General features: G+C 67.5%; 19 protein-coding genes. 8 read left to right on the plus strand and 11 right to left on the minus strand.

Features of this window, described 5'->3' with window-relative positions:
* Positions 1-11 precede the first annotated feature (11 nt).
* From AB0O01_RS20525 to AB0O01_RS20540, 4 genes are all read right to left on the minus strand, one after another.
* On the minus strand, positions 12-938 hold the full coding sequence (locus AB0O01_RS20525) for an aminoglycoside phosphotransferase family protein (protein WP_365315179.1): 927 nt from the start codon (positions 936-938) through the stop codon (positions 12-14).
* Between the two features lie 1290 nt (positions 939-2228).
* Positions 2229-3335: a DNA cytosine methyltransferase gene (locus AB0O01_RS20530; protein WP_365315180.1), complete on the minus strand. Its 1107-nt coding sequence runs from the start codon at positions 3333-3335 to the stop codon at positions 2229-2231.
* Entirely contained in the window at positions 3332-4084 is a 753-nt protein-coding gene (locus AB0O01_RS20535) for an MAE_28990/MAE_18760 family HEPN-like nuclease (protein ID WP_365315183.1), read from the minus strand. The genes AB0O01_RS20530 and AB0O01_RS20535 overlap by 4 nt, the downstream gene beginning before the upstream one ends.
* Entirely contained in the window at positions 4081-5157 is a 1077-nt protein-coding gene (locus tag AB0O01_RS20540) for a DUF262 domain-containing protein (protein ID WP_365315184.1), read from the minus strand. The genes AB0O01_RS20535 and AB0O01_RS20540 overlap by 4 nt, the downstream gene beginning before the upstream one ends.
* A 2435-nt stretch (positions 5158-7592) precedes the next feature.
* Between AB0O01_RS20540 and AB0O01_RS20545 the strand changes: the two genes are divergently transcribed.
* The 3 genes from AB0O01_RS20545 to AB0O01_RS20555 all read left to right on the plus strand — a co-directional run bounded on the left by AB0O01_RS20545 (position 7593) and on the right by AB0O01_RS20555 (position 10539).
* The gene (locus AB0O01_RS20545) at positions 7593-7808 is read left to right on the plus strand and encodes a hypothetical protein (RefSeq protein ID WP_365315185.1); all 216 of its coding nucleotides are present in this window, start codon (positions 7593-7595) and stop codon (positions 7806-7808) included.
* 95 nt (positions 7809-7903) lie between these two features.
* Entirely contained in the window at positions 7904-8530 is a 627-nt protein-coding gene (locus AB0O01_RS20550) for a restriction endonuclease subunit S (protein ID WP_365315186.1), read from the plus strand.
* Positions 8527-10539: a class I SAM-dependent DNA methyltransferase gene (locus tag AB0O01_RS20555; RefSeq protein ID WP_365315188.1), complete on the plus strand. Its 2013-nt coding sequence runs from the start codon at positions 8527-8529 to the stop codon at positions 10537-10539. The genes AB0O01_RS20550 and AB0O01_RS20555 overlap by 4 nt, the downstream gene beginning before the upstream one ends.
* Positions 10540-10833: 294 nt before the next feature.
* Here AB0O01_RS20555 and AB0O01_RS20560 read toward each other — a convergent pair whose 3' ends face one another.
* Positions 10834-11298, minus strand: coding sequence for a hypothetical protein (locus tag AB0O01_RS20560; protein ID WP_365315189.1), 465 nt, complete (start codon positions 11296-11298; stop codon positions 10834-10836).
* A gap of 242 nt (positions 11299-11540) precedes the next feature.
* Between AB0O01_RS20560 and AB0O01_RS20565 the strand changes: the two genes are divergently transcribed.
* The gene (locus tag AB0O01_RS20565) at positions 11541-13232 is read left to right on the plus strand and encodes a translation initiation factor 2 (protein ID WP_365315190.1); all 1692 of its coding nucleotides are present in this window, start codon (positions 11541-11543) and stop codon (positions 13230-13232) included.
* A gap of 15 nt (positions 13233-13247) precedes the next feature.
* Here AB0O01_RS20565 and AB0O01_RS20570 read toward each other — a convergent pair whose 3' ends face one another.
* Together AB0O01_RS20570 and AB0O01_RS20575 are read right to left on the minus strand one after the other, a co-directional pair.
* A complete protein-coding gene (locus AB0O01_RS20570; RefSeq protein WP_365315191.1) occupies positions 13248-15302 on the minus strand; it encodes an AAA family ATPase in 2055 nt (684 codons plus the stop codon).
* A 125-nt stretch (positions 15303-15427) separates the two neighbouring features.
* Positions 15428-15874, minus strand: a complete 447-nt coding sequence (locus AB0O01_RS20575) for an ATP-binding protein (RefSeq protein WP_365315480.1) — start codon at positions 15872-15874, stop codon at positions 15428-15430.
* Between the two features lie 177 nt (positions 15875-16051).
* On the opposite strand from AB0O01_RS20575, the gene AB0O01_RS20580 reads away from it, so the two are divergent.
* The 4 genes from AB0O01_RS20580 (at position 16052) to AB0O01_RS20595 (ending at position 18763) form a co-directional block, all read left to right on the plus strand.
* On the plus strand, positions 16052-16966 hold the full coding sequence (locus tag AB0O01_RS20580) for a helix-turn-helix transcriptional regulator (protein ID WP_365315193.1): 915 nt from the start codon (positions 16052-16054) through the stop codon (positions 16964-16966).
* A complete protein-coding gene (locus tag AB0O01_RS20585; RefSeq protein ID WP_365315195.1) occupies positions 16923-17048 on the plus strand; it encodes a DUF397 domain-containing protein in 126 nt (41 codons plus the stop codon). The genes AB0O01_RS20580 and AB0O01_RS20585 overlap by 44 nt, the downstream gene beginning before the upstream one ends.
* Before the next feature lie 270 nt (positions 17049-17318).
* Positions 17319-18152 carry a hypothetical protein gene (locus AB0O01_RS20590; protein ID WP_365315197.1) on the plus strand — a complete coding sequence of 278 codons (834 nt, stop codon included), beginning with the start codon at positions 17319-17321 and terminating at the stop codon, positions 18150-18152.
* A gap of 8 nt (positions 18153-18160) precedes the next feature.
* Positions 18161-18763, plus strand: a complete 603-nt coding sequence (locus tag AB0O01_RS20595; protein WP_365315198.1) for a DUF433 domain-containing protein — start codon at positions 18161-18163, stop codon at positions 18761-18763.
* A 141-nt stretch (positions 18764-18904) separates the two neighbouring features.
* On the opposite strand, the gene AB0O01_RS20600 is transcribed toward AB0O01_RS20595, so the two are convergent.
* The 4 genes from AB0O01_RS20600 to AB0O01_RS20615 form a co-directional block, all read right to left on the minus strand.
* Positions 18905-19573, minus strand: coding sequence for a thioredoxin domain-containing protein (locus tag AB0O01_RS20600; protein WP_365315200.1), 669 nt, complete (start codon positions 19571-19573; stop codon positions 18905-18907).
* Positions 19570-21663, minus strand: a complete 2094-nt coding sequence (locus AB0O01_RS20605) for a cytochrome c oxidase assembly protein (RefSeq protein WP_365315201.1) — start codon at positions 21661-21663, stop codon at positions 19570-19572. Before AB0O01_RS20605 ends, AB0O01_RS20600 begins: the two co-directional genes overlap by 4 nt.
* Positions 21653-22300: a copper resistance CopC family protein gene (locus AB0O01_RS20610; RefSeq protein ID WP_365315202.1), complete on the minus strand. Its 648-nt coding sequence runs from the start codon at positions 22298-22300 to the stop codon at positions 21653-21655. The genes AB0O01_RS20605 and AB0O01_RS20610 overlap by 11 nt, the downstream gene beginning before the upstream one ends.
* A 66-nt stretch (positions 22301-22366) precedes the next feature.
* A complete protein-coding gene (locus AB0O01_RS20615; protein WP_365315204.1) occupies positions 22367-23023 on the minus strand; it encodes a hypothetical protein in 657 nt (218 codons plus the stop codon).
* Positions 23024-23226 lie beyond the last annotated feature (203 nt).

A 23226-nucleotide genomic window follows, 5' to 3' on the forward strand; every position in this document is an offset into this window, starting at 1 on the left:
GGGTCGGTCCGTTAGAACGGGCGCCAATTCCGCCGACTTCCGTCGGTCCGCAATGAATTCATTCGACGCCCAAATTCATCAGCAAACTTGTCGCTGGTGGCAACTTGATGGCCGATCCAGATCACCATCATCATTTCTCGGAGGTCTCCGAGGACCGGATAGCCGGGCCAGTTCATCAGGTCGAATCCGTAGTGGTACACGAAGGCTTCGTACTCCGCCCGAGTGTGCCATCCGTACCGCTCATAGTAGAGAGCGGTCTGCACCAGATCCCATTCACGCGGAGCCAGGGCGAAGCCATCGAGGTCGATCAGGATCGCACTGCCGTCCCGATGCCGGATGACGTTGCCGATGCTCGCGTCTCCGTGGATCAGCCCGAAGGGGAGCACGAAGTCCAAGCGGTCGTACTTCTTGTGCAGCGCTCCCGCGCGCTCCTCCAGGAACTCACGCTCGCTCTGCGCGATCCCATCGAGGGACCGGAGCCCGTCCCACAGCTTGGCGAACGGATCGAAGTAGGGGAGGCCGAGTGCTTCCGGCTCTTCCATCCAGTGCAACCGCTTCAGCAGATCGGCCAGTTCCTTCAGGGTGGCGTACTCCTCGCGGTCCTGGGCGCTCTCCCAGAAGGTCACGACCCGGCCGCCGGCCGTTAAGGGTTGTCGTACGCCCCCGAGGGCTCGCGTTGCCGGGAAGTCTTCCGTCTCCAGCCATCGGGCTACGCCGACCGCCCGGCCCATCTGGTCGAGGATCTCGGGGTCTCGGGCGATACGGACGATCACGGGAGGCGATGCGAGGCGGTACACGGCGTTGGAGCCCAGCCGCAGCAGCGCGGCGCCCGACGCATCCAGCCCGGCCAGGGTGCACGCCTCACTCAGGACCTCCCCCGCGGTCTCCTCCGTGAAGTCCGTCATGCCGCCCTGGGACCCGCTGCTGCCTGAGATCATGCTTCGACGCTACCGCCCGGGTGGGGAGTGCGGCAGGGCGCAAAGGTAAGCAGCACGTAGTGATCTTGGTTCAGTGCAGAATCAACCCGGGCTACTCAGCGGCCCACCGTGATCAGTGCCCCTTCGTTGCCAGACGCGTAAGCGCTGTGTGTAGGCCACTGACCGAAACTCGCCACTGTGGAACGGCGAGACCGAGCCGCTCCGGCGACCCGGGAGGGAGAAAGGCAATGTTGCATGGCACGCACACCAGAAACTCACGCCAGATTGCCAGACGCCGTTCGTGTAGGGCCCTATTGGCGCGGTAGCGCCGAGTCTTACTTACCCAGAAGGCCACAGCTCCCGGAACCAGCACCGCTCCCCAAGCCATGGGCTTGTTGTTGACAGATGCCCAAACGAAGATCATGGTGGCGATCCCGAACAAGATCCACCCAACTGGTCCCGGGCTAGTCCGCGAGAAGCTGCGGCGATGCGGCGGAGAGACAAAGCGGCCGAGTGTTGTGTGCAACTGCCCCGTGGCCCGGGTGCTGGTGCTCACATAGGCGCTGTGCCCAGCCGCGTAGCCAATCGCTCCACCGGTAGACCTACCGTTGAACGTGCCACTGTTGGCCTGGTAGAGGGCTTGAACAGTAGCTACGTTGTCGATACGGCCGCAGTCCAAACACGGCATGCGGTATGCCACCGCGCCCCCTAGTTCGCTTGCGTAGTCTCACTTCACAGAACCAGCCGAGCCTACGGCGATTGCTTCAGGGTTCTGAGCCCATCGCGCTCATAGGAGCAAGATCGCAACTGCGAGGGCTGAAAATATGCCCCTTGTGGCTGAAATGCTGAGTGGACGGCCTTCGACGGATGTAGTTCTGGCCGGTCGGCACAAGCGGATAGCTTGGCCGAGGCAGGTGGGAGCGCGGCGAGACACACGCGTGCCTGGTCTGGTCGGCGCACTCGCCGTCGTGGCTGACTGTCGTCGGCTGGTGTTCAGACAGGCATTGGAGACTGTTCTGGCCTGGAGGCCGCGACGCAACCCGTGACAGTAATTCGTGAGCTTGTCAAGTCCGTTGGTATCGGCCGACACCAACGGCCCCGGATGCCTGCAGTCTGTCCCGGACGCCCAGGGACACTCAGCCGAGGGACAGCACCGCATCACCCATGTCGCCTATCAGGTCGGTCAGGGAGGTTGGCGGGGATGAGGCCAGATCTCAAAGCCCTGCATCCAGCACGGGCGCCGTCCTCACTGGTGGCCGACGCCCGTTGGCCTGGCTCAATCATTGAGCCTCCACCAAACTGAGCAGTCCGCTAGAACAGGCGACCGAGCTGCTCCGAAATTCCGACGCCAGCCACTTCTGCCTCGCCACGCTCAAACGCATGAACGTGCTCGATAAGGCACTTTCCAATTACCTCACCAAGGCGAACTGGAACAGCGTTACCAATCAATCTTCCCAAACGACTGAACGTGACCTGCTCACCCTTCTTAAGGAACTTATAGTTCCTGGGGAAGGTTTGCAGCATCGCCGCCTCACGAAGGCTAATCGCGCGATCTTGCGTCGGGTGCCCGAATCGGCCGTTCCCATACCCGAAACATTGAGTAGTAATAGTAGGGGCTGGCGCATCCCATTCCATACGCCCGTAAACGCTGGGGTAAGTTGAGCCCGTCACCTTGCGATGACATTCCGCAACTAGATCCGGATCCCAATCACGCCAGGTACCGCCTGGCTTTGAAGCCTTGATTCGCTTCATGTTTGTTTCACTCAGAGACGAAGAAGTGTGCAGCGGGTCCCTCGGATGCTGCTCACCCGCGGCAATCGTCGGCAACTTACCAATTTCCTGACGAACAGTTCGCTGAGACCGTACGAACTGCGGAGTCAGATCAAGGCCATGTCCGCCGAGTTTAGATGCCAGAAGAACTAGACGCTTACGTGATTGCGGAATCCCAATTCGCGTGCATTCAACCTTCGCCCAACTCACTGCGTATCCCTTCAGGGAATCCAAGAACTCTGAAAAGACCGCATGATCCGCCAGCTGGACCACGTTCTCCATGGTCACAAGGTCGGGCTGTAGATCGGCCACAAGCGAGCCGAAGTTCAATACTAGCCGCCAGTCCATACCCCGCTTCCTACTACGGCCGCTTTGGCTGTAAGTAGAAAAGGGCTGGCAAGGAGCACATCCAGCGAGCATCGAATATTTGCTCGCCGAAAGATACGGCTCCAGCTCGGCGGGCTTGAGATCCTTCACATCTCGCTCAATGAAGGGCGCAGCGTTGTTAGCCTCAAATGGATAACGGCAGTGCGGGTCCAAGTCGACGCCAGCCGTGACGTTAATACCACTTCGAACCAAGCCGTGAGTAAGTCCTCCGACCCCGCAAAACAGGTCGACTGCCGAGATGAAGGGAGGGTCTTCACTCATGCAGTATCACCGCTTGGCCTGCTGTCTGATCGGAGAAAATCGTAGGACTCGATGTAGTTCTTAAAGCACGCGATCACCTCGCGTAGATACGCCTCGACGCACTGTGACGTCTCACGCAGCTCACGCACCACTACACCGTCCGCGCAATCCACGAAGGAGATCGAGCCATGAGCCAAGCCGTTTCTACGGTTCTTGACCAGCTGGAGGGGTCCCAGGCCGTCACGCCTCTTCCGCTTGACGTTCGCCTGCGTGGTCCCGGTCAGCGAGAGTGGACAGCCCAGCCGCTCAGCCATCCGGTAGATTACCTCATCGTCCCAGTTCCCCCCGCCACCGACGTCTATATCAAACGGTCTGACGGGGAGCTGCTGAACAATGTGCGCACTCATTTCGAGAGCATGCTTGAGCCGGCTCGGGGCAGACATGTCAGCATGCGTGCGGGCGGTGGCCCTCACCCATTCCTGTAGAAGTTGATCGTTGAGCTGATGCGGCTGCCATCTCCCAGCAGCCGAGGTCGCTTCAGTCAGCTCCGAGACGCATCTCGCCATCGTAGCTTCGACCAAGTTGTACAGCTGCAAATAGACGCTCGAATAGAGAATCCTCTGCTGCTTAGCGGTGATTCCGTATCCAGACGAAGCGATCCGGGGAATGCCGCTTTGAGTCGCCTCTTCAACTTTTTCAAGGAAGTCGATATAGGAATCCACCTCCCCGAAACGTTCTTCAAAAAAGGGGAAAAGGTCCGCGGTGCTCACGCTGTCACCAACTTTTCCCGAACGAATCCAATACGCCCATCAAGGCGTGAACGCGCATTCGCACCATCAGACCCCGTGATATCTGCGAATTCATCGCTCCCGAGCCACTCACCGACATTAAAGCGCTCTCGCCCAAAGTCCGCAATTTCAGGACGATCCTGTAGCGCCATGTAAGAACCGAGGACGATGGACTCGTATCGCGCCCGAGGCGTGGCCCTGCCACTCGGAGACCTTCGAAAGCCGTAAGGGAATACTCTCTGAATAAACTCCAGCGTGTCACGGAATCGACGAGCATAAGAGATCGACAAAGTCGAGTCTGTAGCGAACGCTAGATTCATCTTCTTGGCGTATTTGAACATGAAATCGGACGGGCGATCCTTGTAATCACCAAGGCCGTCTCCATAAGCGAAGAATCGTGTCACTAGTTCGTCATATCCGCGTTCATCCTTTTGCTTCTTACTCATGGGAGCAAGGGAGTGCAGGAGCGGATCATCTGCCAACTCAATGACCAAGTCGAGGAAGGGGCCAGCAAGTGCGCCGCGCCTGACCTCGGCTTTGTTGGCAATTTTACTGCCTGTGTTGATGCGTTCAAACATATCCAGACGGGCAGCCTCGTCAGCATGCTCGTTCAGGACGATTCCCCTGATCGACTTGTTCTTGATCTTCCTTTGCCTCGACTCGGGAAGATCCGCGAACGTAAATCCCGAGATATGTGAGAGTTGGTCAAGCTCTCCAAGGCGAAAGCCATCGAAAATGAACTCTTGCAAGGTGCGGAGCCGTTGAGATCCATCAACAACCTCAAGCTTGCCATCATCCATCTCCCAAAAGAAGACAAATGGAATTGGCAGCCCCATGATGACAGATTCGATGAACTTCGACTTGCGCTCTGGTTCCCAAGTGAACTCTCGCTGGTAGCGAGGAACGACATATTCGTCATCCCGCATCTTGCTAGCCAGGATCTCAACCGTGTACTCGGTGATATAGAAGTCGATGCGCTTTGACTGCTCAACGATCTGCTGCTCGGCAGCAGCCTGCTCGTCCGGACCGATCAGCAGATCACCGTTCGTCATCATCCGTCCCTACCTACGCACTATGCCCAGTGCATCGACTGCCCTGATACACGATCATGCCATGCCCTGTCACGCACTCTCTGAGGTTCACTTCACCTCCACTGCCGAAGGCAGGCTTCACTCATGCAGCAGGCCGCACGCCGCAGTTGTTCCGCCTTTACGCAGCCTGCGTCCTCAGGCGTCAACTCGAGCCTGGTCGCGGAGTCGCATGGGGCATCCACGATGGACCACAACGACGCCTAAATACCACACACGACGCGCGTCGCGCTAGCATGCACCCACGCCAGGCGTCAGGCTCCAACTACTCCGCCAGCGACAGGCACAGCCCTGGGCTCGAAGCTCACACACAGCTCCTGAGGGCAAGTGAGACAGAGGTCGCGGCCCTCGCCACGATCACACGCATTCTCCGTATTCGTGGATCATCCGTGGACGGGTCGCCTGCCCCCATGTGTGCTGTAGCGCCTGAACAGTGGGAATCGGGCGAGCCGAAGTGCCCTCCAGGGCCGTGTGCTACTCAGTCGGCAAGCCAGAAGGCAGCACCGAAGAAAAGGCAGCGCGCTCCGCGCAGACCGCCCACCAGCTCTCGCTGGCAGCGTCCACGACACGGACGCTCCACATTGCAGGCGCGGGGCACGGCGCAGCCCAGGAACACTCACACCGCGCCGATGCTATATCTATGCGGTGATGGCATTCCGCCCACGGGCCCAACCACTGAAGTTCCATGCCCCATATAGAGGCCAACGTTCGACCAGCATCGCTACGTATATGCCAGAAGTCTGCGACCGAAGTCATCGAAGCATGAGTGTCTAACTGCGTGACAACGCCGACGAACAACAGAGGACGCCCGCGAACGTCAGCGGACCATCACGCAGGTGAGAGGCGCACCAGCCCAAGGCGGAGCACGTACCCAAGTTGCTTCGGGACGAAGAGGTCGTGGGTTCAAATCCCGCCACCCCGACAGGCTGTAAGACCAGGTCAAGGGCTTGATCCGCATCGCGGGTCAAGCCCTTGAGTGGTTTACGGGCCGGTCTTGGGAGCCATTTGAGAGCCGGGCCGAGCGTCAGCCCGGAAGGCTCACCTCATGGCTTGTGCCAGCACGACCGCCGACAGTACGACGATCACATGCACTGTTGGTCACCCCTCAACGATCATCAGCTCGCCCCCTCCTGGCCCGGTTCAGGCAAGGTGTCGAGCCTGACACGTCGGATACCCCCGAACTCGCCCTCACCGCCAGAGCGCTGAAAGCGCGGGGGCAAATCGCCATACCCAAGGAGGGCGGGAGGTGCAGGGCAGAGATCACCGAGGTGCAGAAGGCCGGTCGCTTCCTGCACGGCCCTGACCCGGACGAGGCGGAGCGAGCCCACTACCGGAGGGCATTCGACGCGGCTCGCCAGTGTGCGCCGACGGAATGGAATCGGATCCGCCTGGCGCGCAGTCGCGTGATCACCGAAGTGGACGATGTCCTCGCTGCCGCGACCGCGGACCATAGCGCCTTCGAGATCTCCGACGTGAGCTTCCCCGCGTGCTGTCCCTGCTCCGCCTCATCTCGGGGCCATCGACAGTCAGGTACCGAGCGCTGCCTCCCGCTGCTGGTGAGGCCCACGAGCAGGCGCTGGCGCATGCCCGGGGTCACATGGGCGCAGCTCTGAGCCCGTCTGCCCCGGGCGACGGCACTGCGTGAGCCTTGATGGAAGTTTTCGCGCTGATGCGTCGGCGGATCTGGATCAGTGGCTCACTCCTGAGCCACGACGGTGACGTCACGCAGCACGTCCCTCGGGTGACGGCCGGATGGGAGCAGAAGCACGCTGCCGAGTACCAGCGCCTGTGACAACAGATGTCCGTTAGGGCCGTTGGCACGTACGAGCCGCAGCCGTTCGGCGGCGTCGGCCCACAACACGTGCTGGGCGGCTCCGCCGGTTCGCGGCAGGGCCGAACGTCGCCCCACAGGGGCCCGGGCGAGCTTCGCTGCGGGGAGCCATCTGGTAGCCGGTCTGCTCCCCGGGGCCCTTGAGACTCTCCCAAACTGCCTGAGGCTATGACGTTGACCAGGGGAGACATCGGTCAGGCCAGTGGTGGTCTTGGGTGGACCTGACTCGGGCAGATGTCCGACGTCACCCGTGGGCCTCGTTGACTTCTCACGTCGGCCTGACGTCAGGCACCGGTAACTCGGGCTTTGGCGTAGAAGACGATCCATCAACTGCGAAGCTAGCTTCGCAGTCTGACGGTGTGTATGCTTCGAGTATCGAAGCTCGGGCGTGCCTGGGCTGCGTGCGCAGTGGCAGGGCAGGGCGGGGAGAGGTTCGTCGGTTCCCGTCCGGCTCCGCGATCAAGACCGTTCAACCAATAGCCGCCGCACCACCCCGCATGGTTTGCAGGCCCGGCAGGGCAGTGCGGCTACACCGTCCCAGCGCAACGCGCGGGACAGGAAGGACAACCTAATGAGGATCGTCAACGTCCATCATGCATCGTCCCTGCCGCCCCGGACCAGGAGGGCCGTGATGGTTCTCCTGGGGATCGTCGTGGTAACTGTGGCGTGTGCTTCGTTCACGGGGCATGGCGCGGACGCACTGGCCATCGTCGCTGCCGCCATCCTGACTGTGGTGGCGGAGGAGATGGTGCGGACCGCAATGCGCACCTGGCTGCGGACCGTCTGACCTGACCGAGGGCGTGTGGGGGAGTTATGCACATACAGCTCCCCCACCCCCAGAAGCAGAGAAGTTTGTTATGAGGAGAGAAGGACGGAGGCACTGTGCGAGCAGGCGAGACATCCCCGGCTCACGTTAAGCAGATTCCGCTCGGGAGTCTCTGCGAGGTGGCTGCCGGTCCGTCCGGATCGCTGCTCGACAGCCTCAACGACGGGCCCGACGGAACTCCGGTGATCGCGCCGCCGGATCTCACCGACCACCACACGGTGGATACCCGGCGGCTGCGGCGGGTGCCTTGGAGCGTGGCCAAACGGCTCTCCCGCTTCGCTCTGCGGGAAGGCGACCTCCTCGTCGTGCGCCAGGGGACACTCGGTCGGCTGGCGCTCATCAAGGCAGAGCACGCCACGTGGCTCTACGGCTCGGCCTGTCTTCGTATCAGGCCCCAGCGCGAGCTCGTCCTTCCCGAGTATCTCGTGTCATATCTGTCCTATCCACCCGTGCAGCGGGCCCTGCTTGGACAGGCCCTCCCGGGCACCGTCCCCTCGCTCAACTCGACGACGCTGAATACATTGCCGGTCACCCTGCCACCCTTGGTCCGGCAGCACGCTGTCGTCGAAGCCCTGACCGATGTGGACGCCCGAATCAGAATCCAGCGGAAGATGGCCGACCGCCTGGAGGCGCTGCGGCCGGCCATCTTCGGAGAGCTGATTCAAGGAACGAGGCACACATGAGTCCCCTTGCCCTCGGGGAGTTGACGCGGGCCCTCTTCAGTGCCGCCGACGTACTACGCGGCAAAATGGATGCTTCGCAGTACCGTGACGTCGTCTCCGGAATGCTGCTCCTCAAGCGGGCCTCTGATCAACCAGGCATCCTTCATGTGCCCGAGCGCGCGCGCTGGTCCCATATCGTCGGCTACGAAGGTAAGGCGCTGGGGCATGTACTCAACGAGGCCCTATGGGAACTTGAGCGGAGCAACCGGGATGTACTAAAAGGCGTATTCGAAGCCCTCGACTTCGACAGAAGGCTAGGTCGAGCCGAGTTGAGCGAACTGGTCGATCAGTTCGACCGCATTACGCTGAGTGACGAAAACCTGGAGTTCGGCGATGTGGTCGGTCACGCATACGACCTGATCCTCAGCGCATTCGCCGACAGTGCCGGAAAACGCGGTGGGGAGTTCTTTACGCCCCGTTCCGTGGTCCGGCTGATGGTCCGCTTGGCCCGGCCACAAGGGGGACACTCGGTCTACGATCCGTTCGCTGGCTCAGGAGGCATGCTGATTCAAGCCAGCCAGTACGTCGACGAGCACAGTGAGGAGGGGACGGACCTTGCCCTCTTCGGGCAGGAGGTGAACAGCGCAACGTGGTCCACGGCCCGGTTGAACCTCCTGTTGCACGGAATCAGGAACAGTTCGGTGCTCTGCGGGGACACGTTGGCTGATCCGCTCCACTCACTGGAGGACGGGCATCTCAGACGTTTCGACCGTGTTCTGACCAATCCTCCCTTCTCGATGAACTACTCCGAGAAGGAGGTGAGGCACCCGGAGCGCATGAAGTACGGCTGGACACCCGAGCAAGGCAAGAAGGCCGATCTGATGAATGTCCAGCATGTGCTGGCCACACTCCGTCCGGACGGCATCGGAGCGGTGGTTACCCCGCACGGCGTGCTATTCCGGAGCGGAGTGGAGGCTGGGATCCGCCGGGGAATCATCGAGGACGCCCGACTCGAAGCGGTGATCGGTATTGGACCGAACGTCTTCCACGGCACAGCCATCCCTGCCTGCATCCTCGTGCTGCGGGGTACGAACGGAGCACCAGCAGATCAGCGCGGCCAAGTGCTGTTCATCAACGCGGAGCGCGAAGTGGTCACGGGGCGGTCGCAGAACCGTCTGGAGCCGCAGAACGTGGAGAAGATCGTGGGTGCTTTCCGCGAGTGGGCGGATATCCCCGGCTTCTCGCGAGCGGTCTCGCTGGATGAGATCGCGGCGAACGACTTCAACCTCAACATCCGGCGCTACGTCGACGCCGGTCCGCCTGCCGAACCACCGCTGGACGTCCGTGCGGCGCTGTCTGGTGGTGTGCCAAGAAGCGAAGTCGATGCGGAGGCCGGGAAGTTCCACGTCTTCGGTATCGGTCTCGCTGACCTGTTCACGCCGCGCGGTTCTGACTACTTCGATTTCCTGAGCGAGGGCTGTGAGGCGACCGCTGCGCGCATCCCGGGCCTGGCTGCTGTTCGAGAGCGGAATTTCATCGACCACTGCCGTGCGTGGTGGGCCGGAACGGAATCCCGTTTTGCCGATCTCGCGGGAACTGGGAGGCTGTTGATGCTGCGCTCCCGCCTCATGGCTTCCTTCCGTGAGGAGCTCCTGGCGGAGGGGATCCTGGACCGGTACCAACTGGCCGGCGTCTTCGCAGCATGGTGGTCAGACCGGCACGATGACCTCAGAAGCCTGGACCACCGCGGTTTCTCAGGGGTGATCGACCGGTGGGCGGCGGCCGACGGCCAACGCTCGTACCGTCCTGAGGGCCTGGCGCGCGAACGAGTACTCGATGTCCTTGGTGACGATCTCCGAACTCGCGCGGAGAGGCTCGTCGCCGCGGAACGACAGAGACTGGTCAACGTCTATCAGTCATGGGGAGACCGATACGCGACCTCGTTCGCGGACTTGGAGAGGCAGAGCGAGGACGCTGCGGCACGGCTCAGGGCCCGCCTGAAAGAGCTTGGCTACACCGGACCGGCATAAACTGAGTTGGCGCCACAGTCGCATCCGCACCGCTGCCGAGTTCCCGCTGCATCCGGACGGTTCCACCCTTGTTCTGCTCAGCCTACGCCTGTGTTGGTCTCCCACTCCCTACTCCCGCCAGCCGCCAGGCCACCTCACGGAGTCCGCGTCCGGCCTGGCTGTGGGCACGCGATACTTTCGCCTTCGGCTCCGGCCCCTCGTGGACGTTCGTCGCCCTTCTGGAGGAAGCCATAGGCTGCCCAGGATCGTCCTCCTCCGGAACAGGCGGACGATCGTATCGGCCACAACAGCGCCTCACCCCCCTCCAATCTCCACCACCGCCCGCCTCGCCTCCCTCACGAAATCCGTCCTGGCGCGGTCCAGATCGTCCTGTGTCTCATGGCGCCGCAGGGCGTCGAGGAGTTGCCGCGCGGCTGCGGCGACCTCTTCCGGGCCTTCGAGGACGACTCCGGCGTAAGCCCGTTGCAGAGGTCCCTGTTCGTCGCCCGTGCCCCGGCCCGTGCGCTCCACCAGGATGCGGGCCTCGGCGGCGCCCAGGAACTCCGCGTAGACCTGGCGTCGGAGAGCGACCGCGCGCTGGACGTCCGCCCCGCGGACCGTCATGCGGACCGACTCCAGCAGCGCCTCCGCCTGCCGGTCCCCCGCGTGCCGGGCCGCCTCGGCCTGGCGGATTCCCGCGTTCCGGGCGTACCAGCCGGTGACGACGCTGCCCGCGAGCGCCGCCCCCGCCGCGACCAGCGCGATAGCCAACTCGGACATGCGGCCCCTCCTTCGCTTCCCGTTGCTCCCACCTCACCATGCCCGCACCGCACACCTCCTCCGAACGTCACCGCCACCTCGGGCTGTACGATCGCGACATGCCGCCGGACGATGCCAGTAGACCTCTCCGACCTGCGGAAATGCCCGTCCCTCTGCCTGAGGAACCGATAGAATCGAACGATTGGGGCGACGGGCGACGGGCGACGGGCGACGGGCGACGGGCGACGGGCGACGGGCGACGGGTGCTGCTTGCCGCTCGGTCCGCTGTCGCGCTCTACCGGCTGCTGGACGCCGCCACCGCCCTCGCCGGCGATGAGCGCGTCTCCCGGTATTTCACCCTCGTCCCGGGTTCGGACTTCGGGGTCGACATGCTCTCCGCGATCGAGCGGGTCGGCGGCAGAAGCGTGCCCTGGGCGGAGGCGTGCTCCCGCTCGTACGATCTGATTCTCACCGCGAGCCCGAAGGGGGATCTGGCCCACCTCCGGGGGAGGCGGGTTCTGTTGCCGCACGGGGCCGGGTACAACAAGGCGATTCCCGGGGAGGGGGAGGGGTCGGCGGGGTCGGATTCGGCGTCTGGGCTTGACGCCGTGCTGCTGAGTCCTGCGGACGGCGGCGGCTCCTCCCCGATAGCCCTGCACGCCGTCGCCCATCCCGAGCAGGTGGCCCGGATCGCCGTGGCCGACCGGCGTGCCGCCGACCGGGCCAAAGTGGTCGGCGACCCCACCCTGGAGCGCCTCCTCGCCTCCCGGGCCCTCCGCGACCAGTACCGGAACGCCCTCGGCACCGGCCCTCGCACCCTCCTCGCCCTCACCTCGACCTGGGGGCCCGAATCCCTGCTCCGGCGCCATCCGGATCTGCCCGCCCTGCTCGCCACCCGGCTCCCCCACGACACCTACCAGGTCGCGCTGATCGTGCATCCCAACGAACGGAGTCTGCTCGGTGCGTATGAGCTGGCCGAGCGCCTCGCACCCGCCCTCGACGCCGGGCTCGTTCTGGCGGAGCCCCACGAGGAATGGGCTTCCGTGCTCGTCGCCGCCGATGCCCTGCTCACCGATCACGGGTCGGCCGCCCTGTACTACTGCGCCACGCAGGACCGGCCCGTCGTCGGGCTCCCCCGGAGCGGGTCCGAGCTGATTCCGGGGAGTCCTGTCGATGGTCTTCTGCGGGGAGTTCCCGTGCTGGTGCCCGCCGCAGGCCAACCAACGGGGGGCCTGGCCGGTGGGTTGGAGAGGGCTCTGCGTTCCTACGTTCCGGGAAGCGGGCAGGGCGCGGCCCGGCGGGCCTTCGCCCATCAAGGGCAGGCGCTCCGGCGGCTGCGGTCCGAGCTGTATGCCCTGCTGGGGCTGGTCCCTCCGCATTTCAGCAGCCCGCCCCGGCTTCTGCCCCCGCCACGGCCCGCGGCCCGGAACCCGGCGGCGTTCGATGTGCACGCCGAGGTCGAGGGGGACTTGGTACGCGTCATCCGGCGGCCCCTCAGCCCGGACGCGCCCGGAGATCATCTGGCGGCCGAGTACGGGGTTGCGAGGGAGGGGGTGGTGCGGTCGGCGGGGCTGCTGTACCGGCGCGGGCGCGCCCTCGCCGCGCACTCCGACCGGAAGGACCCGTCCTGGACAGCGGGTGGTTGGGTCGAGTACGTCCTTTCCGCCTATCCGGGGTGCCGTTCGGCGGTGGCGGTGGTGTCGGCGGATGTGATGTTGTTCCGGAGCCGTGGGGGCGAGGCGGCCTGCTACACCGTTCGGGTCGAGCCCCTCGCCGAGGCCGGGCGGATCGTTCGGGCGGACCCCGCCGCGGTTGCCTCGGGCGTGCACGCCTGGTTCGTCGGCGGAGTCCCACGGCCCCTCGCCGCTCATTCGCTGAGCTGTGCGATCGGCGGGCGGAGCTATCGGGTGACGGTTCGACCGGCCACCGGCGAGGAGGTGATGGCCCCCTTCTGAGAGTCTGAGTCGTCGTCACTGCCCGCCCAGGCCGTTGAGCCGCCGGATGGCGTCCGCCGCCGTACGGTGTTCCGCCGCCTCGGCGCCGTGCCCCTCCGTCTGCGCGAGTTCCGCCAGGGCGTCATGGACCCGTGCCCGGTCGAAGCCGGATCCCCGGCGGCGGGCCGCGTCCAGGGACCGTTCGTACAGTGCTCGCGCCTCCGATGTCCGGCCGAGGCGGTGCAGGACGCCCGCGAGGGCGAATCCCGTACGGCGGGCCATCCGCTCGCGATGCAGCGCGACCGCCTCGTCGTGTGCCTGGGTGAGGATGTCGTGGGCCGCGTCCAGTTCGCCGAGGTGGGCTCGGGCCTCTCCGAGGCGGTAGGACTGGAGCATGGCGCCGTAGGGGTTGGGGATCGCGCGGTGCATCTGGCGGGAGCGGTCGAACTCGGTTGCTGCCCGCATCCATTCGCCGCGTACCCCGGCGAGCATTCCTCGGAATTCGACCACCGACGCTGCGAGTTTCCGGTCCCGTTCCTCGCCGTCCGCGAGGAGGGGGAGGACGGCTGTGGCCGCGTCGAGTTCGCGCTCCGCCTCGTCCACCGCGCCCGCCTCCCACAACTGGCGCGCGAGCTGGCACCGGGTGCGTACCAGCCAGTCCGGGCGGGCGCCGTGCCGGACCGCCGACGCCACGGCGAGCCGCAGCGCGCCCACCACACCGGCCTGGTGCGGGTGGTCCAGCGCGTACGTCCACACCGGCTCGGACAGCGCCACCACCTCCGCGTCCATCCCCCGCTCATGCGCCAGCCGGACGGACGCCAGCAGCACATGGCGTTCCTCGTACAGCCAGGCGGACGCGCGGTCCGAGCGCTCGGCCTTCGTCGCCGGGTCGGCCGTCGCCCCGGGGTCGGCCAGCGGTGCGTCGGGGGCGAGGGGGAGGGCGGGGTGTTCGTCCGCGACGATCAGCCGGGTACCGGCGGCGAACCGGTCCGCCCGCTGGAACTGCCGCACCAGCCAGCCGAGCAGCCTCCCGAGGCCCTCCTCGGCCTCCCCCTGCGGGGCGTCCCTGCGGCTCCGGCGCAGCGCGTGGGCGCGCAAGGGGCCTGGCAGCCTCAGTCGGCCATCATCACCACCGCCGCCCTCGGCGAGCAGTTCGCTGAGGTCGAGCAGTCCGGCGCGGTCCAGTTCCTCAAGGGCGTCCTCGCAGGGTTCCGGTCCGAGGCCGAGCAGCGCGGTCGCCGACTCCTGGGTGAACGCCGTCCCGGGGTGGTGGGCCAGCAGGCGGTAGAGGCGGGACGCGGTACCCGACAACCCGTCGTACACCGTGTCCCAGAACCGCTCCACCCCGGCGACGCCCTTCTCCTCCCACTCCTCCCGCAACTGCGGGATCAGCCGGGACAGCGGACGCAGCCGACGCGCCCGCACCCAGCCGCCTGCCACATGGAGCGCGGCGGGCAGTCCCTCGCACAGCCGCACCAGTGCCCGTACGGACTCGGGGTCGGCGGCGAGGCGGGCGTCCCGGACGACCAGTTCCAGGAGTTCCGTCGCGGCCCACTCCTCCAGCGGTGGCAGGGCCATGCCCAGGGCCGTGCCGTCCTCCAGGTCGCGCAGCGGGCTGTGACTGGTGACGATCACCAGACTGGCGCCCGACGCCGGGAGCAGCGGGACGATCTCGGAGGCGTACCGCGCGTTGTCCAGGATGAGGACGAACCGGGCGTCGGCGGTCTTGCTCCAGTACTGGGTGCAGCGCGCCTTGAACGACGCCGCGACGAACGACGGTTCCACGCCGAGCGACTCCAGCAGTTGTGCCAGCACATCGCCGGGGTCGAGCCCGCCGCCCAGCCGGAAGTCGTCCAGGTCGACGGAGCGGACGCCGTCCGCGAAGCGGTCCCTCAGGACCCGGGCGAGCAGCCGGGCCAGCTCCGTCTTCCCCATGCCCTGCGGGCCACTGAGGGTCACCATCAGCGGCCTGGAGGACGTTCCGGATGGTCCGGAACGTTCCGTCCACTCGTCCACGGCCCGCAGGACCCGGTCCCGCTCCTCGTACCGGTCCACGAAGCACGCCGGCTCCGGCGGAAGCTCCACCCTCATAGGACCCAGCTCACCCACTCTGTCTCGCACCGACGGACTCCACGACCACCCAGCCAACCATGCACCACGGGGACCCGGTTGGCGGTCGTTCCGATTGGCGGTCGGTTCTATTGCGGTGGGATCAGTCAGCCGGAGGCCGAGTCAAGGGCCAGGTCCAGGTCCAGTTCCGCCCACACCGTCTTCCCCACGGGGTGCCGCCGCACCGACCCCCACCGCAGCGCCAGCGCGTCCACCAAGAGCAGTCCCCGGCCCGACTCGCCCTCCGGGTGCGAGGTCGGCACCGCCGCAGGCAGCCGCTTCTCGGCGGCGGCGTCCGCCACCTCCACCCGCAGCACGCCCGTCGCCGGGTCGAGCGCCAGGGTCAGGCCACAGGAGTGGCCGGGGACTCGGCCGTGCTGCACGGCGTTCGCGGTCAGCTCCCCGATCACCAGCGCCACGGCGCACGACCCGTCCGACTCCGGCGGACAGCCCTGCTCCGCCAGCCACAGCACCGCCAGCCGCCGGGCCCTCCGGGCACCTCGCGCGGAGGGAGGGAATTGCAGGGTGAGGGCGGGGGCGCCTCCCGTCGTCATCGTCGTATTCGTCTCTGTCAGCACGGCCTGCCCGTCGCCTTCTTCTGTTGAGTCGTCACGTTCCGTGCTCAAGAGTCGTCCAGTCGCCCTACCCTCAACAGGTGACATGGCATTACCTCTCCGCCCGTAAGGAACGGAAGTGACGCTTTGGCCAAGGAAATTGACACGAGTGTGTCCATGGCCGTGCTCTTCGGCAGGCGGGTGTGCAAGCTCCGTAAAGCGGCGGGACTGACACAGGCCGAGTTGGGCGCGCTGGTTCATGTGGTGAGTACGCGGATCACGCAGATCGAACGGGCATCGGGAGCCAAGCCCACGCTGGAGCTGACCCGGGCGTTGGACTCCGTCCTGGGTGCGGATAATTTGTTAATCGAGTTGTGGCCGTATGTGTATCGGGAGGCGTTTCCCGACTGGTCGCAGAAGTTCATCGCCGAGCAGCGGCGGGCACTGGTCATTCGGGAGTACGCGGCTCATCTGGTGCCTGGGCTCTTGCAGACGGAGGGCTACGCGCGGACGGTTCTCAGCCTCGGTCAAACGCTTTCCAGCAATGAGCAGTTGGAGGAACGAATCGCCTTCCGCATGGGGCGGCAGGACCGACTCACGGCACCCGATCGGCCTGAACTCTGGGTGATCCTCGACGAATCGGTGCTCCGGCGCCCTGTCGGCGGTCCGGCGGTGATTCGTGAACAGATGGAGAAGATTCTCTGGGCCGCGGAACAGCCGAACATCACCCTTCAGGTGCTGCCGTTCTCCCAGAGCGGGCACGACGTCATGGGCGGCTCACTGTCCCTGCTCAACATGCCAAATGGCTCCGAGATCGCCTACACGGAGGGTTCGCACTACGGCCAACTCATCCAAGAACCAGCGGAGATCCGCGCCTTCGCACTGGCCTACGATCGATTGAGGGCGGCAGCGCTGCCCCCGCTCATGTCCCTGGACATGATCCGATCCGTGTTGGAGGTCAGCGACCGTGGAGCGAAGGTCCCACCCCAGTCCGACCAGCGCCGTTTGGCGAAGGAGCAGCTACAGCAATTTCGAGGGCGGCAACTGCGTGGAGGTCGCCGCCGGATTCACGTCCGCCGTCCCCGTCCGTGACAGCAAGACCCCGGAGGGCCCCGCGCTCCGCTTCGAATCCGCCTCCTGGGCCGCATTCATAGGTGGGTTGAAGAACGACTAGCGATCCGCTTCCGCCGCCGGACCCTCGTTGACGGGGGTCCGGCGCCCCACCAACCCCCTTAAAGAACCGGGGTAAAGAACTCCCGCCCACCCACCCACCTCACCTCCCCCGACCCGCCGCGAGGCGCGCGTCACCCGTTTGTGTGACTCGCTTGCGGGTTTGGGACACGTACCGTTACGTTCACCGCAACAACCCCATACACAAGACGGCCCCCGCCGGGACTGGCATCCCGGACGAGGGCCTGACCGCTCAGGAAGAAGCGCCTTCCCGATGGCTGAATCGCAGTCTAACGCGCCCTCGCGCGCCCACGCCGGTACTCCGACCTCCGGCGTCACCCACATCCGAACCCGCCTCGCCGCCGACTTCACGGTGATCTCCAACGCCCTCGTCCAGCGGCGCGGCAGCGCGGTCACCATCGGTGTCGCCGCGTACATCTCCTCCCTCCCCGACGGGGCTCCCGTCTCCATCGCCGCCCTCTGCGCGCACTTCAGCGAGGGCGAGATCCTGATCTCGCGGGCGCTGCGGGAACTGGAGGCCGCCGGGTACCTGGAGCGGCGGCGCGAGCGGCTGGCGTCGGGGCAGATCCGTACCCGTACGTACTTCTACGACGTTCCCGGTGGCGGTGATCCCGAGCCGGACGGGCCGACGCCGGAGCCGCCGCCCCCGGCGCGGAAGCCGGACGCCCCGGATGCCGCCGTCCCGGCAGGGCGGGCCCTGTCCGGCGTGGACCCGCAGGCCATCGCCGTGTTCGCCTCGCTCCGCCGGGTCGATCCTCGGCTGGTGCTGTCCGAGCGGGAGGCGGTGCGGCTGGCGCCCGCCGTGTGCGAGTGGCTCGCGGCCGGGGTCTCGCCCCACCAGATCACCGCCACCCTCACCGATCGGCTCCCGGATCACTTCCTCGGCCGCCCGGTGGGCATCCTCGCCTTCCGGCTCCGTGAGACCCCCCTGCCCGCCCCGCCCGCCTCTCCCCTTCCGGACCACCTTCCGGAACGGCCGGCGGTGCTGCCCCTCCAGACCTGCGACGGGTGCGAGCGGGCCTTCCGGTCGGCGGTCAGGGGTGAGCGGTGCCGGGACTGCCGGGAGCCGGTGCGGGCCAGCGCGTGAGCCGGAGGATGAGCGACCGGTTCAGGGATGGGCTTCTGACGCCGACAGAAACAGCCTCCTACCTGGAGATTCCGCAGTCGACCCTGGCCTCGTGGCTGAAGGCCAGGGCCGCCGGGGCACCGCTGGTTCATCAGGTCGAGCCGGGGCGCAGGGGGCAGCCCTCGGTGCCGTTCATCGCGGTGGCCGAGGCGCATGTACTCCGTTCCCTGCGTTCGCTGGGGCTCCGGATGAGTGAGATCAGAGAGGCGGCGGCAGCCGTACGGGACGCGTTCGCCACGCCGTACGGGCTGGTGTCGAAGCGGGTCGCGACGGACGGGGTGGAGATCTTCGTCGGGCATGGGCTCGGGGATCTCCGCAGAGCCCGAGGTGGTCAGGCACCCATCCAGGAGGTGGTTTCCGACCACCTGCGCCACCTGAACTGGGAGCCCGACGACGACTTCCCCTCCAGCCTCCGGCTCAGGCAGTACCCGGAGTCCGTGCCCGTGGTGATCGATCCGAGGTTCGGGCAGGGGAGGCCCGTAGTGGCCGCGAACCGTGTCCCGGTCGGGGCCATCACCGACCTCTGGGAGGCCGGGAGAGCGTCGAGGACATCGCCTACGACTTCGAGCTGACTCCGGAGCAGGTGGACGCGCTATGCCGCGCAGTGGTGCGCCTTGCCGTCTGAGTTCTTGGGCGGGGGGCCGTGCTCTTCTACCCGGGCCGGGCTCAGGGCACCCGCCCCGGCCCCGGCCCCGGCCAGATCCTCCCCGCCCTCACTCCCCCAACCCCTCCTCGATCACCGCCCTGAACTCCTCCAGCGACCCCGGATTCGCGATCTTCTCGCCGTCCACGAAGAACGTCGGCGTCGAGTTCACCCCCAGCCCCACCCCGTCCTCCTGGTCCGCCAGGACGCGGCCGGCGGTTTCCGGGTCGGCGAGGTCGGCGTCGAAGCGGGTCATGTCCAGGCCGAGGTCGGCGGCGTAGCCGCGGAAGACGTCCTCCTTCCAGTCCTGCGACTCCCCCCACTCCTTCTGCGAGGTGAAGAGCTTGTCGTACATCTCCTCGAACTTGCCCTGGCGGGCCGCCGCCTCCGCCGCGCGGGCGGCCGGTTCGGCGTTGCGGTGGCCCGGCATCGGGAAGTAGCGGGCGACGAAGGTGACCCGGTCGCCGTACTCCTTCTTCAGTTGTTCCACGGCGGGGTAGTACGCGCCGCACGCCTCGCACTCGAAGTCGAGGAACTCGACGACGGTCAGTTCGCTGCGCTCCGGGGTCGTCATACGGTGGCTGGAGGGGCGGACGGCCTCCGCCTCGGCGGCGGGGCGGACGTCCAGGCTGGTGCTGCCGGTGCCCTCGGGGGCGAGGAGGAGGTAGACGCCGTAGGCCGTGGCGAAGCCGACGATCAGTACGGCGGCGGCGATGAGGTTCTTCTTCAGTTTGGTCATGGGTTCTTCCGGTCGGGGGAGGACGCCGGTCGGCGGTCGCGGGCGTGGAGGCTCGCCAAGTAGGCGTTGTAGGCCGTCAGGGGGTCGTTGCCGTCGCTCTGGTCGATGCGGCGGTCGATGCGGCGGGCCTCGCGGCGGTCCGCCCGGATCCACTGGGCGGCCAGGACGACCGTGGTGAGGAGGACGGGGATGTCGCCGGTGGCCCAGGCGATGGCTCCGGCGTCGTACTGGTCGTCCAGGGGCTCGGTGACCCAGGGGCGGTCGAGGGCGTTCCACCAGCCCGCGCCGATCAGGGTGCTGGAACTCATCAGCGAGATGCTGAACCAGGAGTGGAACGGCATCGTGAGGATGAGGGCGAAGAGGCGGCCCAGGTAGGGCGGGCGGCGCGGACCCGGGTCGATGCCGATGATCACCCAGAAGAACAGCAGCCCGACGGCCAGGAAGTGCACCAGCATCACCACATGGCCGAGGTGACTGCGCATCAGCGTCTCGAAGAGCGAGGTGTAGTAGACGGCGTACGCGCTGCCGATGAACAGGACGCTCGCCACCACCGGGTGGGAGATCAGCCGGACATAGCGGCTGTGGAGGAGGGTGAGGAGGAGTTCGCGGGGGCCGGGGGGTGAGTGCTTGGGGGCAGTGGGGAGGGCTCGGAGGGCGAGGGTCGCGGGGGCGCCGAGGACCAGGAGCAGCGGGACCGTCATGGCCAGGATCATGTGCTGGCCCATGTGCACGCTGAACAGGACTTTTCCGTACGTCGACAGTCCGCTCATGGTCGCCAGGACGGTGACCGCGAGACCGGCCAGCCAGGCCGTCGTCCGGCCGGGCGGCCACCGGTCGCCCCGGCGGCGGAGCTTGCGGACACCCGCCAGGTACAGGGCGCCCGCCGCGGCCGTGCCGAAGGCGAAGAGCGGGTCGAAGTGCCATTCGGTGAACAGGGGGGTCCAGGGGAAGTTCCCCAGGGGCGGGGGCATGGGGAAGCCGAGGAGTTCCTCGGCGCGGGTGAGGGGGGCGGTCGTCCCGCCGGGGGGCGGGGTGCGGGAGAGGGCCACGGCCAGGCCGGTCGTCGCGGCCATCAGGAGCAGTTCGGCGGCGGCGAGACGGAGGAAGGGCCCGCGGCTCCCCGTCCGCAGGGCCGGGAGCGTCCGGCGGCGGTGCCACGCCCCTACGGCCGCCAGCCCGCCCAGCGCCACCACCTTGCCCAGCAGCATCAGTCCGTAGGGGGTGGTGAGGAGGTCGGCGGGGGACGGGAGGCGGACGGCGGCGTTGACGATGCCGCTCGCCGCCACCGTCAGCAGGGCCCCGCCCGCCAGCGGGCCGAAGCGGCGTACGACGGTCTCCGTTTCCTTGTCCGTTTCCGTGTCCGTGTCCTTGTCCTTGGCCTTGGCCCCGCGCACCGCCACCACCAGCACGAACAGCAGCCCGCCGACCCACACCGCCGCCCCGGCCAGATGCAGGGCGAGGCTGGTGACGGCGGTGTCGTGGTTGCCGGAGGCGGCGGAGTGGCCGGTGAGGGCGGGGGGCAGGAGGCCGGTCAGGGCGAGCAGCAGGGCGACGCGGGCCCAGCGGGCGGTGGAGAGGCCGATGGCGAGGGTCGCGACGAGTGCGGCCACGGCCGCCGTCACGGCGTACGCCCGGCCCCGCGCGTCGGTGATCACGAAGTCCGCGATCACCTCCGGGGTGAGGATTCCGGACCCGTCCCCGGTCAGCAGGGGGCGGGCGAAGAGGTCGGAGAGAGTGAGGAGGAGGGTGGCGACGGACAGCACGGCCCAGGCGGCGGCGGACGCGACCACCCAGTCCACGTACCGGAGCTGGGTCGGCTCGAGCCGTCGGCCGCCCGGCAGCAGCACCGCCACCAGCAGCAGCGCCCCCACGGTCGTCACCGCGGCGGCGTCGGTGAGCACCCGGGCCACGGGCAGCGCCCACGCGGTGAACGCCCCGGCGTCCTCGATCCCGGGGACGTTCGCGCCGCTCGTCGCCCCGCCCCCGGCCCACACCGCGACCAGGGCGACGGCCACGGCGGTGAGGGGGGCGAGGAGGAGAAGGGGGAGGCGGTGGGGGCGGTTCCGGGTGGGGTGGGGGTCAGCGGGCATCGTCGTTGCTCCCTGTCGGTCCGCGCCGCTGGCGTCGTCGTCGTGCTCCGTATGCGAGGGCACCGGCACCGGCGGCGGCCAGCGCCGCGCCTGCGGCGAGCAGGGGGGTTCCCGGGCCGGAGGAGCCGGAGGATCCGGAGGAGGGGGCGGGCTCCGCCGCGAGGGGCGAGGGCGGCTCCGGTTCCGGTTCCGGAAGCCCCGGCTCCGGCTCCGGAACCCGGGTCGGCGCGGGCGCCTCCACCTCGAACGCGTATGACCCCGTCACCGGATGCCCGTCCCGCGACACCACCCGGTATCCGACCGTGTACCGCCCGCCGCCCTCGGGACCACCGGCCCCGGTATCGAGGGCGAGCGACACCGTCCGGCCGTTCACCTCCGGCTCGCCCCGGCCCACGGACGTGCCGTCCTCGGCGGTGACGGCGAGCTGGGCGTAGCTCTCGCTCATCGGGTCGGTGAAAGTGAGGGTGATGTCGGGGGGCGGGGCGGTGAGGGTGGCGTCGGCGGCGGGGACGCTGGTGGTGAGTTCGGTGTGAGCCCCGGCGGGTGGGGCGGCGGTGGCCAGGACCGCCAGTGCGGCGGCGGGTACGGCGAGGGCGCGGGCCGTCGTACGGACGGCCCGCCTGTGGGTGCTCTGCATGATCGATCGGGCGCTCTCTACGGGCCCCGGCGCGCGCCGCACCGCACGGCCCTCGGGGCACGCCCGTCAGGGCAGCGCGGGACCGCCGATCGGCGTCGACCGGAAGGGGATCAGGTCGGTGAGGTCGGACCACCGCGGCGCCGGGGGCGCCCGCCCCGCCGGTCGCCGCGTCCGGATCGCCGACCGCAGCGGCGTCGTCCCCCCGGCGACCGCGACCCGCGGCCCGGTCGTCCCGAACCCGGGCGCGAGCCGGGGCCACACGAACACCAGCAGCCGGTGGACGGCGGTCAGCACCGGCCCGCTCTGCCACAGCAGCCGTTCGCCGACGCCCAGCAGCCGCGCCGCGAGGAGGGCGGCGACCAGATGCCCGGCGAACAGCACCCCGGAGGACGGTCCGGCACCGGCGCCGCCGTGCTCCAGCAGCGCGGCCGACCCGCCACCATCGGGCAGCGCGTACGCCGAGTGCGCGGCGATCTGGGCGGCGGCGAGGGCCGCGATCACCTGCGCGTCGGTCAGCCGCCGCCGGGTCAGCAGCAGCGCCCCCGGCACGGCCACGACCGCCACGGCCGCGACGATCAGCCAGCCCGGCGCGTGACAGCGGGCCAGCACATGCCCCATCAGCGGCAGCAGCACGCACACCGCCGCCAGCACCCCGGCCCGCAGCCCCCGCACCACCCCGGACGCCGGCGAACCGCCTGCGGCGGGGCGGGGACGCGGCTTCATGGGCGGGACCTCTGGGGCGTACGGGGGCGGGGGGTGGCTCCCGGCAGCGTACCGAGGCCCCTGCGCGCCGCCGTGCGGTACCCCGTCGCCCGGCACCGGTCCCTCCCCACGTGGAGACCGGTGCCGAGCGACGCGTCTGGTGGGACCCGGGGCCCAAAGGCGGGCGGGGCGGGTCCTGGGTGGGGCGCGAGGGAGGTGAGAAG

It is taken from the genome of Streptomyces sp. NPDC093252 (genome assembly GCF_040683675.1).
GTDB lineage: Bacteria > Actinomycetota > Actinomycetes > Streptomycetales > Streptomycetaceae > Streptomyces.